Raw genomic sequence first — 12,560 nt, 5'->3', positions numbered from 1 at the left:
CCACGCGCCCGCCGCTCGCCTCTACCGCGCGAAATACGCGGGACTCGGCCTCGGCCGGCAGCCCGGCGACGCCGGCCAGGGCCAGCGACACGCCGCCCGTGCCCGCCGTCACCCGGGTCACGTCAAGCCAGGTGCAGCCGATCGACGGCAGCGCCGCCGCCACCGCGCGCCGGGCGGCCTCTTCAGGTGCCGCCGCAACCGGGGTGCCGGAGGCATTCGGTGCCTTCACCGGCGGATCAACGGGCCCGCCGGCGCTCAGCGCCAGCCACGCTGCCAGCGCGACGACGCCCACCCCCGCTGCCGCCGCGCCGATGATCAGCGGACGCCGCGACGCGGTGCCGGAGCCCGCAGGCCCCGGCGGGGCTGGTCGCGCGGGCTTGGGCGTCGCCGCCGGCTTGGGCTTGCGACCGGCGGGCGGCGTCGCAACGGGCTGGCCGAGCGCGGCAATGACGGCGTCCATCGAGCGCAGGCGACCCGCCGGGTCGGCGACCAGCATCTGGTCGAGCACCGGGCGGATCGTGTCGGGCGCCCCGCTCGTGTCGACGCCCTTGCGCCGGCGATCGATCGCCTCGACGAAATTGCTCCCCATGTCGACGTTGCGGCCGAGCGCCACCGCGAGGATCACGAGACCCAGGCTGTAGACATCGCTCCACGGGCCGACCTGGCGGTCGAAATCGCCAAGCTGTTCGGGCGCCACATAGCCGAGCTTGCCGGCAAAGCCGTCGCCGATGATCGTCTTCGATCCCGGATCGAGATCCTTGGCGATGCCGAAGTCGATGATCCGCGCACGGTCGAGCCGGCCATCCTCGAGCAGCACATTGTCGGGCGAGATGTCACGGTGGATCGCCCCCAGCGCGTGCGCCGCCTCCAGCCCCGAGGCGAGCCGGCGGGTCAGGTCGATCAGCCCCTCGGGCGTCGGCGACAATTTGCCCAGCACATCGGACAGGTTGCTGCCGTCGATGAATTCGGTGACGATGTAGAAGACGTTGAGCTGCGGTTCCTGGGCAAGCACGCGGTACTGGACCAGGGCGGGGTGCGACAGCCGGGTCAGCGTGCGCGCTTCCTTGCGGAACATTGCTTGGACATTGGGGTCGTTGGCGAGCGCGGGCAGGATCACCTTGATCGCAACCCGCTCGTCGCTGTTGACGTTCACGCCCTCGAACACCTCGCCCATGCCGCCGCGTGCGATGAAGCGGCGCACCTCGAAGATATGATTGAGCACGTCGCCGATCTGGATGCCGACGCCGTCGGCACGCGCCGCCATGGTCGGTGGCGCGGGTGACGCGGCCGCCTGTGGCGCGATCACCGTCCGGTCGGGGGCCGGGGCGGGCGGCTCGGATGTCGAGCTCGTCGAAGGCCGGATGATCGTCCGGTCGCTTTCGGGCGATTCCCGATCGTCGTTCGGCGCGGTCATGGCACGGCCCGCGACAATTCGGAGCCGAAGCGGATCAGCGTCGATTCGCTCGCGGTGACCAGCACGAGCGTGACATTGTCGGGTGCACCCAGCGCGTGACAGCGATCGACCAGCGCCCGCGTCGCGTCGCGGGCCTCGTGGCGGGCGAGGATGGCGTCGATTTCCGCATCCGCGACGACGCCGTGCAGGCCGTCGCTGCACAACAGGAACTGGTCGTCGGGCAGCAGCGTGTCGGTGATCGCATCGATGGTCAGCGGTTCGCCGATGCCGACCGCGCGGGTGATCACGTTGCGCAGCGGATGCGTGGCCGCTGCCGCCGCGTCGAGCACCCCGCGATCGATCAGTTCCTGCACCTGGCTATGGTCGCGGGTCAGCTGATGCAGCTGACCATCGCGGCGGAGATAGGCGCGACTGTCGCCGACCCAGAGCACGGTGAAGCGTCGTTCGCGGATGATCAGCGCAACGACCGTCGTGCCCATCTGGGCGCCGCGCGCGGCCGATTCGATCACGATCGCCCGGTTCGCCTGCTGAACCGCCTCTGCGGTCGCCGACACCATCGCGTCCGCATCCTCATGCCGGGGCAGCGCGTCGAGCGCGTCGATCAACGTCGCCGCCGCCCAGTCGCCGCGGGCCATCCCACCCATCCCGTCGGCGACCGCCCACAGGCCGATCGTATCCGACGCGCAGTAGCGATCCTCATTGACCTCGCGGACCAGCCCCGTGTCGGTCAGTGCCTGCCATTCGGTCTTGAGCGGTATCATCCGCACGTCCCCTGCCGCGCCCCACCCTGCTTTAGCCCGCCTTTGCCGCTCGCCGCAATCGCAAGGCACATTGCGCAACCCCCGGCGCAGCGACATAGATGCGACGGCGGGCGGCGACCGGGGGGACGAGATGGCCGATGCGATCAGCGATTCCTATGATCCGCGGACATGGATCAGCGACTGGTGCGCCTATACCGGCGTCGCCGGTAGCCCGGACAGGAAGGCACCGGCCGACCGGCGCGCGGGCGATTGGCGCCAGCGCATCGCCGGCCTGCCCGCCGGCATCGCCGCCGCCGCGCTGATCCTTGCCGCCGGCGCGATCACGGCCTGGCAATCGCGGCCCGGCGATGGTGACGCCAGCTTGGCATCGCCATCGCAAGCGCGGGGGCCGGCACAGACGCGGCGCACGCTGGTGCTGTCGGGCGCGGGCGACCTCATGGCTGCGCTGCGTGCCTCGGGCATCGCGCCCGCCAGCGCCGCGGCGGCCGCCCTCGCCGCCCGCCCCGGCCTGAAGCCCGATGGCGAGATCCGCGCCGTGATCACGCTGACCGAAACCCCCGACGGCTTCCGCCTCGACCGGCTGGAAGCGTCGAACGACGACAGCTCCGGCGTCGTGGTGACGCCGGGCGATGCGGGACGATTCATCGCCTCCCGCGTCGCGGCGCAGTTCAGCAGCCGGATCGTCGTGCGACGCGGCACGATGGATGCCGACAGCTTCTATTCCTCTGCGGTCGCCGCCGGGGTGATCGACAGCGTCATTCCCGAATTCGCCCGCGCGCTCGCCTTTGATTTCGACTTTCAGCGCGAGGTGCGTGCCGGCGACGCCTTCGAGGCCGCATTCGCACAGCAGGTGAACGCAGCCGGCGAAGCGGTCGGGCCGCCGACGCTCCTCTACGCGTCGATCACGACCGAGACCAAGTCGAGCGCGGTCTATCGCTTCGCGCCCGACGTTGGCGCCGCCGAATGGTTCGACGGCAGCGGGCGCAGCATCGTGCGCGCGCTGATGCGCACGCCCGTCGACGGCGCGCGGGTATCGTCCAATTTCGGGTTTCGCACGCACCCCATCCTGGGTTTCCGCAAGCTTCACCGCGGCACCGATTTCGCCGCGCCGACGGGCACGCCGATCTTCGCTTCGGGCGACGGCGTGATCGAATTCGCCGCGCCGAAGGGGCCGAACGGCAATTTCGTGCGCATCCGCCACACGAACGGCTGGGAAACGCTGTATCTGCACATGAACCGCTTTGCGCCGGGCATCAGCGCGGGGGTGCATGTTTCGCAGGGCCAGCAGATCGGCGAAGTCGGCACGACCGGCCGTTCGACCGGACCGCATCTGCATTACGAAGTGCATATCGACGGCGAACCGGTCGATCCGCTGAGCATCGAGACCGAGGCCGGGCGGACGCTGGAGGGCCAGGCGCTGATCGCATTCGCGCGCGAACGCGACCGCATCGACGTCAGCCGGGCCGCCCAGTCCAACTGAGCGGCGTCATCGTCAGGGTGCCGTCACCGCATCGGTGGCGCGCCGGCCGGGCCGCCGCCAGCCCAGCGTCGCCACGAGCAGCGCCACGAGCACGAACGTCATGCCGATACTGGCGTTCAGGCCCTCGTCCGACCCGCCCCAGCGCGCTACCCCGATCAGGTCGAGGTCGACCAGCGCGCCGAAGCTGCCGACGCCGGGATTGGGGCTCAGCCCGGCGATGATCGCCTCGCCCCAGTTCCAGCCGAAATGGGCAAGCGCGGGCAGGACGATACCGCCCGATCGATCCGCGAGCACGCCGAACCACAATCCGCCGATCAACAGGTTGACGATCCCCGTCGCACTCGCCCCGCCGCCGGCGAGATGGAGCAGCGCAAATGCGATACTCGTCGCGACAAGCCCCGCCGCGTCGCCCCAGCCGCGCTGGAGCACGGGCTGCAGCCAGCCGCGGAAATAAAACTCCTCCGCACTCGCCTGGATCAGGATCACGCCCGTGCCCGCCAGCACCGCAGCCCCACCCGCATCGCTGCCGCCAGCCATGACCGCGCCCGCCAGCCATGACAGGCCGATGGCCAGCATGACCCCACCCACGCCCAAGATTACGCCGCTTGCCGCCATCCGCCCCGGCTGGGTGCCGATCAATTGGCGTCCAGGATCGGGCCTGAGCGCCATCGCACCCCAGGCGATGGCCGCCAATACGCCGAACAGCAGCAGCGTGAACACGCCCTCCTGAACCGCGGGGCTGATCCCTTCCAGCCCCGCGGCAAGCCCGGCATAGGCCGCCTGCGCGCCGATCACGACACCGGCCGCAGCCACGATTGCGACGACCAGCGTGACCGCCGCCTCGATCCCCGGCGACGCGCTATCCGCCGGCATCAGCGCCGCGCGGCCGTCGTGACCGGAGCGGCCGCCGGGGTCAGCATCGTCTTGCTGCCGTCGCCGACCAGGAAATAGGCGCCCCAGAAATAGGGATGCGACGTTGCCGCATCCGCGATCAGCCGGCGCTGCGCCGCCTGCAACGCCGCACCGATCGTCGCCGTCCGGCCGGTGCCATAGAAGGTCGCGATGAACCGATCGGTATCCGTCGACGCCGGGACCTGCCAATAGGTTGCGAGCACCGCGCGCGCATTGGCCGTGATGAAGGCGCGCACCAGCCCATCCAGCGTCGCACCCGATTCGTCCTGGCCGGCCAGCCGCCCGCCGATCCCCGAAACCCCGCTCGCGGTTTCGCACGCGGACAGCACGACCAGGTTCGCGTCAAGCCGCAGCAACGCGACTTCGGGCAGGCTCAGCAGCCCGTCGGAGGGAAAGCCGCCGTCGGGCTGCGGGGGGGCCAGCGTCGTGACCAGCGACGGCGGGACGCGGGTGCAGTCCCCAACCTTGGTTTCGGGAAGCCCGTGCGTTGCGAAATGCAGCACCTGATAGGACTGAAAATCGCCTCGCTCGCCCTGTTCGACGAGCGCGCGATCGGTGAAGGCGGCGCGCGTGATTTCCGGGGCGCCCGCCACCCCGAGCGCGGCGGCGGCGATGCCGATCTCGTCCGCGCTGACCGGACGGTTGCCGTTCATCAGTTCGGCAAGCTCGCCATAGGCGATGTCGCAGCCGCTGCCGAAGGGCACGCGGGTCTGCGCGACGGCCGCCAGCAGCGACGCGGGCGCATTCTCGCCAAAGCCGATAAAGGGGTTTCGCGCGGCCGACGGTGCAAGGCGCCGCGTGATCAGGAACGATCGCGGCGACAGCGCGCTCGACAGCTCCGCCTGCGCACCTAGAAACGCGACGTCGCTATAATCGTTGGCGTCGGTCGCGCGGCGTTCGGCATAACGCTGCACGCTGTCCAGCCGCGTCACCAGCACCCCGACCGGCAGGTTGGCGAGCGGACCCGACGGATCGACGACGATCGCGCTGGCGTTCACCAGCACGGCTTCGGCCGGCCCTGCGATCAGCTTGAACAGTGCATAGGAGGCCCCGACATCGAAGAACGGAAGCGTGCGCGACCCGTCGCGGATCGACGTCCGCACGCGCTGGGCGATCGCATCGACGGTCGCCGCGGGGGCCGGCAGGGCGTGCAGGAACGCGTCGTCCTGTCCGATGATCAGCGCATAGGCGCGGCTGCGCAGCCGGGTCACCTTCAGATAATATTCGCCCGGACGAAGCTCCGCGCGCAGCTCGGCGAGCGTGACCGGCTGGTCGTCGACCGCCTGGAAGCGCGTATCCGCCGCCAGCGCGATATTGGCGGCCAGCAACGCGGCCTCCGCGCGCTGGCGTTCGGCCTCCAGCGCGGCGCGGCGTGCGGTATCGGCGGGGTCGACCGCCGAAATCTCGTAGCGCAGACGAATGATGTCGCGTTCCGCGGCGGAACGGTCGCGCGCCCGGGCCCCGATCGGTCCGTCGGCGGTCACGATCGCCTGGAGCTGCGCGACCTGGCGCGCGATCGCGGGCTCGCCGACCGATTGGACGGCAGCGAAAAACCGTTGCGCCAATGCCGGCGACGGTTCCGTCATGTTCAGCCGCACGAGCAGGTCGAGATAGGTTTCCATACCAGGCCGCGCCACGCCGCCCCCGCCCGTGCGCGCCAGCGCATCGACCGCGGTATCGAATTCGGCGAGCAGCGCCGCATCGCTCACGCCGGGAAGACGGGTCATCAGCGCCGCGCGCTCCAGCAACGTGTCCGCGACCAGCGATCCGCCGGCCGCGAGGTCGAACGTCTCGTCCGCCACCGGGTCACCCGCGTCGAGCAGACAGGTCCGGCCGGCCGGCCGCTCGCCACCGCGCAGGATCGCGAGCGCGCAGTCGAAATGGCCGATCGCGCCCGCCAGATCGTTCTCTCGCGCGGCGACCCGGCCATATTGCCGCTCGAGCCGCGACTTGAGCGCAGCCACTCCTTCGGGGCTCACGTTGCGCTGGAGTTCGGTGACATAGGGGACGCTGTCGTCGAGCGCGGCGCGGGCACGCATCGTGTCGCCGGTCGCCAGATAGGCGACGCTTTGCGCCCAGTTGCGCTGGGCCTCGACGAGCAGCCGCGACAATTGCGCCGCATCGGTCGACGTTACCGACGCCGCGGCACCCGCGACGGGTCGGTTCAGGTTGCTCAGCACCGCCGGGTCCTTGAGCGGCGCGTCGCTGTCGTCGCGGCTCGCCAGCGTCTCGATCGCTTGTGACCATGCGCGGCGGTTGATGTCGTCGAGCCCACGATAGGTCGCGTATTTCGAGTTCAGGAACGCGAGGCGATCGAAATCCTCTGCACCCGACAGGAACTGGCTGGCACGCGAAAAATGGTCTGTCGCGGCATCGAACTGACTGATGTTGGAATCCGCCAGTCCGGCCTCGAGCAGCATTTCCGCGCGGGTCAGCGGCGGCGTGGTCGCCGGCAGCCGGCTGAGCGCGTCGTTGAGCAGGCGCGAGGCCTCGATGAACAGGCCGCGATGGTTGAGGCGAATGCCGGCCTGCAGCACGCCGCCGGTATCGAGCGATGCGGCGGCCAGCGCCCGTTGTTGCTCGATCGCGGGCAGCGGCGGCAGATCGTCGATCGCGATCGTCGCGGGGGCGGGCGCGTCGGCCGGCGTTTGCGGGATCGCGCGGTCGATTACCGCCCGGAGCGTCGCCTCCATCGGGCCGAGCGTGGTGGGCAGGGCCTCACCAACGAAAAAGCGCCCCCGGCTCGCGAAGGCCACGCGGATCATCTCGCCGCCGGTCGCGGGGTCGAGACACCGGCGCGCCTCGACCTCGCCGACATGCCGCAGGCCCGACGCCGGGCGGCGCACTGCCGCGCCGCACTGCGCCAGCTCCGCCGCCTCGGGCGGGTCGAGATGGATGCGGATGCTCGCCTGGCGACGGCTCGCGGCGACGCCGCGACAGGTGATCCCGTAAGTCGTGTCGAACAGCGTCCGCGCGGCGGGATCATTCCAGCTGCGCGTCGCCGTGCACGGCTCACCGTTCGAATCGCGCCCCGCCGGAAAGCTGTCGGGCAGCCCGGCCTGCGCGGATGCGGGCATGGACATCATCAGGGCGGACGGCGCGATGGCAAGGATCGCGAGACGGCGGATCATGGCTGGGGCTCCGCGGGACAGGCCTGGCTTCCGGGCGGACATTCGGGCGGTGGCGCGGGCTCCGCGGTTGCCCCGCCGGGCGCGATGTCGAGCCCGACGATGTCGGCGAACAGCGATTCGTTGTTCGATCCGACCAGCGGGTCGAACAGCAGGGTCAGCGCCGCGCTGCTTCCGAAAATCTCGGTATTGTTCTCGACGCGCAGCAGCTGCGGCTGCGCCAGCGAGGCAGACAGGCACCCGCCCCCGGCCGACCCGATCAGACAGCCATTGGCGCGCGCGCCGCCGCGATCGACCAGCGAATCGAGGCTGATGCTTTCCGCTCCCAGCAGCGAGGTCGCCCGTCCGGAAACGCCGTTGATCGCGCCGAAAAAGGCGAAGCTGTTGGGCGTCACGCCCGCGGTCGCGCCGATCTGGAGCGTGGTGACGCCGCTCAATCCGGTCAGGTCGATGCCCGATGTCAGCCCCGGCAGCCCCGTATTCTGGAACAGCGCGAAGTCGGCATAGCGGACCGCCAGCGTCCCGGCGCGGACCAGCACGGTGTCGACATAGGGCGCTTCGCCGGCCAGCGTCGCGATGTAGAGCGACGAGTTGGATCGCGCGACGAGCTGGTCATTGACCTGCTGCGTCGTCGGCGTGGCGGTGCTGCCCGGTGCCAGGCCCAGCAGCATCTGGAAATCGCGGTCATAGCCGACGCCGATGCGGCCGCCGGCCAGCAGCACGCGCCCGCCCTCCGCCACGATCCGTCCGCCTCCGCTGGGGCGCGGCGCGACGCGGATCACCGACGCGATGCCGGTATCGCTGCCGTCGCCACCCACCTGCAACGTCCGCGCCGATGCGCCGCCGGTCACCTCGAGCCGCCCGAGCACGTCGATCCGCCCGCGGTTCCACAACGACACCGCTGCACTGCCCGCCGTCGCGCCAAAAGTCGCGTCGCCGACGATCAGGTCACGCCCGCCCGCGTCCACGCGGAGCGTCGCGGCATCGATCCGTGCGATCTCCTCGTTGGTCAGCGCATAGAGCGGCGCGGCGGCCGCGTTGAACTCCGCGGCATTGCCCTCCGGCACGCCGCCGATGCGGACGCGGTTCGCCGTGCCGCGATTGATCAGCCGCACCTCGCTGGCGGCGATCGCCTGGCCGATCGCGATGTCGCTCGAGCCGATCGAAACCAGCCGCCCGGGTGCGCGGATCGCGTCGAAGCGCAGTTCGCCCGCGGTTTCGATCGTCACGTCGCCCGCCGCCGTCACGCTGCCCACGCGCAGTTGCGGCGACGACAGCGAAACGCCGCCAGCGCTGCTGGTCAGCGTGCCGATGGTCAGCGCGGCCGGCTGCTGCGTGCGGCCGACGGTAAAGCCATCGACGAGGCTGAGCGTGTCGATAGTCACCGTCCCGGTCGTGTCTAGCCCGGCCGCGCCGCCACTGGCGTTGAGCGAGGTCAGGCTGCGCGCCGCGACCGTGCCCAGCGTCAGCGGCGCACCCGGGCCAAGCGCGAGCCGGATGTTCGACTGGCGGGCCGGTCCACCCAGCAGGGTCGTGCCGCCCAGCGCGATCGCCGCCGCCGATCGCAGCGTCATGTCGCCCCCGCCCGCGCCGTCGCTGTCCGCGATCAGCCGAGCACCCGCATCCGCGCTGATCCCGCCCGACAACGCGGTGATGTCGATCGCCCCGGCCGCCGACTTCGTGCCGCCGCCCAGGGCAACGGTCGCGCCGCTCAGCGTCAGGCTGCCGCCCAGGGTCACGTCGCCGGTAACCGAAAGCGCCTGAGTGGTGGTCAGCGCGACATCGCGACCCGCGTCGAACCCGGCCAAGGTCAGCGCACCGCCCGCCGTTACGCGAAGGCTGCCGGTCGCGGCGTTGGCCCGAAGCGTTGCGCCGCGCCCGGCCGCAGCACCGGTGACGGCGCCGCTTGCCGTGACCTCGACATTCCCGCCGACGCTTCGCAGCGTGTCGATCCGGGCGTCGGTGGTCGAAGTGACGATCGCATCGGCCGTCGAGCCCGGCGCCGCCGCCGCCTGCAGCGCGCCGGCAATCGTCAGGCTTCCGGTCGTTCCCGCCTTGGCAAGGCGCAGCTGGTTGCCGACCCGCCCGCCCGCGAGCAGCAAGGCACCGTTAGACGCCGCGATATCGGCATCGTTCGCAATATCCAGGGTACCGCCATTGACCGAAGCCCCGCGCAGGAACAGGTCGCGCGCGGCGACATCGCCGATCCCGATCGCGTCGGCAGCATTGATCGTCAGTCCGGCCGGGCCGGTGATCGTCACATTGCCCAGCCTGACCGCGCCGGCGGTCGAGGTCAGCGTCAGGCCGTCGGTCAGGACCACCGGGCCACCGAAGACGATATCGCCGCCATTGACCAGCGTGCCGTCCCCGATCCGGCGCACCGACACGGCACCCAGCGCCAGCGCCGCACCCGCGTCGCCGCGCTGCAGGAGAAAGTCGCCGGCGCGCCCGCCGCTCTCGATCGCGGTGGTGGCGGCGAAATCGATGCGCGTCGCAGCGTTCAGGCGAACCGGCTCGCCACCGACCCCGTCCGCATTCGAACGCAGGGTCAGGCTGCCGAGCCCGCGGATCGCGCCCGCCGTCGTGTCGACGCGGACCTGCCCGCCGGCCTGCTGAAGCGCCACGCCCTCATTGCCCAGCGTCGCCTCGCTCCCGCGCAGCGTCAGGTCGCCCCCCGCCGTCGCATTGCCGCGCAGCGTCACGCCGGCCGCCGCTTCGAGGGCCAGGTCGCCCCCCGCCACGGCCGACCCGACCGCCAAGCCGCCACCGAGCGCGGTCGCGCGCACGGTGCCGTTGGCCGACTCGAGCACGTCTGCGACGACGGCGTCGGCGGTGATCGTCACCGCACTTGCCCCCGCAAGTTCGTCGGCATCGATCCGCCCGCCGGCCGCGATGTCCAGCGTCGTCCCGCTGCGGACGCCGCCGCCGTCGATCGCGCTCGCGGCTACCAGCCGCGCATCGGCGTCGACGATGATCGACCCGCCGATGGTCAGGTCCGCCGCCGAGTCGAGCGACAGGCGCGCAAACTGGCCGGATCCGATCGCCAGTGCGCCGTTGGTCGTGACCAGCGACCCGCTGCCCGCCGTCGCCGACGCCCGGTCGAGCGTCAGGCTGGCCGAATTGGTCGACAGTCCCGCCGCACCCGACAATTCGGTCGCGTCGATCGTGGTCGCGAATGCGCTCAGCGATCCGGCGCCGACGACCGACCCGCCGACGATCGCGTCGGCCGCGATCAGCGTGGTCGTCCCGTTCGAGGTCAGCGTGCCGGTAATGCGAAGGTCGTTCGCGGCGCTCAGCACGGCATCGGTCACCGTCCCGCCGGCGATGACCAGGTCGCCGGCCTGCGCGGTGAGCAACGCGTCGCTGCCACCGATCGTACCGAGATCGAGCGCGCGCGCCACCGCCTCGATCGTCCCCGCGGACTGCAGGCGCGTCGTCCGCACGTCGCCACCCGGTGCCGTGATGGTCACGCTCGTCGTCCCGTCGACCGCCCCGAGCGTCGCGGAACCCGCCAGGTCCAGATCGACGGCGCCGCGACCGGTGATGTCGGTCCCCGGACCACCGCCCGCCCCCGCAATGCTGCCCGCGACGATCGCAACATCGTTGCCGGCCACTGTCGCGATCTCCAGCGCGCCGGGCACGACGATCGACACGTCACCGCCCGCGGCGATCGAGCCCAATTGCGTCGTACCCCGCGACGGCCGCACGGTCACATTCCCACCCGCGTCGATCGCCACCGCGTTGCCGGGTGCGCCGATTGCGCCATTGGTCAGCAGGGTGACGTTGCCCGCCGTCCCCGACGCGTTCAGGCTGCCACCCAGGGTCACGTCGACCACGCCGCCCGTCGTCGGACCCGCGGCAAAGGCAACGCGGCCGCCGGGCACGCTGGTCGGCCCCGCCGCCAGGATCACGCCGCGATCGCTGGCGGTCGCGGTCGTCGCGGTCACCAGCGACTGGATGTCGAGGATCGATTCGGTCACCGTCGCCTGCGTCGCGGCGGCGAAAAGCACGTTGCGGCCCGCGATCGTGCCGCGCGCGACCATTGGCGCGTTCAGCGCCGTGCCGCGCTGGATCGTCAGCGACAGCGGGCTGCCGGGCTGGAACACCAGATTGACGTCGCTCGCGCTGACGATCGCAACATCGCCGCTGGCCGACAGCGTCCCGCGCGTATCGATCGCCGCCGCGATCAGCGCGACCGCCCCCGTGGTCAGCGTCGACGCGGCCGTGATGCGTGCCCCGACATCGACCTGAATCGAGCCGCTTCCACCAGTGAAGTCGAACCCGTCGGTGCCGAAGAATTCCGTATCGCTGAGCGCCAGGGTGCTCGCCACGAGCGCACCAACCGAAACGTTCGCGTTCGGACCGAACAGGATGCCGGTCGGGTTGATCAGGAAGACCGAGACGTTCGGATCGGAATTGAGCGCGCCCAGGATCTGGCTGATCGCGGGCGCGCTGCCCGGCGCGGCCGCGGCTGCGGCTGGCGCGGCAAAGGTGGAAAAGGATTCGCTGAAGTTGGGAGACGGTGTCGGCGTGGGGGCGGGTGTCGCCACCACCCGGTTGAGCACCGCGATCGGATTGGTGCCGGCGATGCCGTCGGCGCGCCCGTCGCGGAAGGTGGCGGTGCTCCCCTCGGGCACGCTGAAGCCCGCCCATTCGATGACCGTGTTGCGCGCGCGCAGGTCGACCTGCAGCGTCGCCGGCGTCGGGTTCGCAATGATGGCGATGTCGCCGCCGCTCGCGGTGTTCCGGATCGCGTCGCCGGGCGTGGGCAGCGCCTGCGCGAATGCCGGTACGCTCGCCGACAGCAGCCACCCGGCCAGTGCCGTCGTGCGCAGCCATGCCGCGCGATCGGTACGCATCGCGAA

General features: G+C 71.2%; 6 protein-coding genes. 1 reads left to right on the top strand and 5 read right to left on the bottom strand.

Annotated elements, in window-relative coordinates; all coding sequences use genetic code 11:
- Both AX709_RS08215 and AX709_RS08210 read right to left on the bottom strand, forming a co-directional pair.
- A partial coding sequence (locus AX709_RS08215; RefSeq protein WP_156454210.1) for a serine/threonine-protein kinase occupies window positions 1–1,414 on the bottom strand: 1,414 nt, incomplete at its 3' end.
- Window positions 1,411–2,175: a PP2C family protein-serine/threonine phosphatase gene (locus tag AX709_RS08210; protein ID WP_066481715.1), complete on the bottom strand. Its 765-nt coding sequence runs from the start codon at window positions 2,173–2,175 to the stop codon at window positions 1,411–1,413. The genes AX709_RS08210 and AX709_RS08215, both read right to left, overlap by 4 nt.
- A gap of 130 nt (window positions 2,176–2,305) precedes the next feature.
- Here AX709_RS08210 and AX709_RS08205 point away from each other — a divergent pair, with 130 nt between their 5' ends.
- Window positions 2,306–3,655, top strand: coding sequence for a M23 family metallopeptidase (locus AX709_RS08205; RefSeq protein ID WP_156454209.1), 1,350 nt, complete (start codon window positions 2,306–2,308; stop codon window positions 3,653–3,655).
- Between the two features lie 12 nt (window positions 3,656–3,667).
- On the opposite strand, the gene AX709_RS08200 is transcribed toward AX709_RS08205, so the two are convergent.
- The 3 genes from AX709_RS08200 to AX709_RS08190 are packed head-to-tail and all read right to left on the bottom strand — an operon-like array spanning window position 3,668 to window position 12,554.
- Window positions 3,668–4,528, bottom strand: coding sequence for a CPBP family intramembrane glutamic endopeptidase (locus tag AX709_RS08200; RefSeq protein WP_066548661.1), 861 nt, complete (start codon window positions 4,526–4,528; stop codon window positions 3,668–3,670).
- Window positions 4,528–7,698 (bottom strand): CHAT domain-containing protein, encoded by a 3,171-nt coding sequence (locus tag AX709_RS08195; protein ID WP_066548659.1) that lies wholly within the window; start codon window positions 7,696–7,698, stop codon window positions 4,528–4,530. Before AX709_RS08195 ends, AX709_RS08200 begins: the two co-directional genes overlap by 1 nt.
- The gene (locus AX709_RS08190) at window positions 7,695–12,554 is read right to left on the bottom strand and encodes a beta strand repeat-containing protein (protein ID WP_197419022.1); all 4,860 of its coding nucleotides are present in this window, start codon (window positions 12,552–12,554) and stop codon (window positions 7,695–7,697) included. Before AX709_RS08190 ends, AX709_RS08195 begins: the two co-directional genes overlap by 4 nt.
- Between the last annotated feature and the right edge of the window lie 6 nt (window positions 12,555–12,560).

This window comes from Sphingomonas sp. CCH15-F11, assembly GCF_001557005.1.
Lineage (GTDB): Bacteria > Pseudomonadota > Alphaproteobacteria > Sphingomonadales > Sphingomonadaceae > Sphingomonas.
The sequence above is the reverse complement of the archived record's forward strand: the minus strand, read 5'-3'. Positions and strand labels throughout refer to the sequence as shown.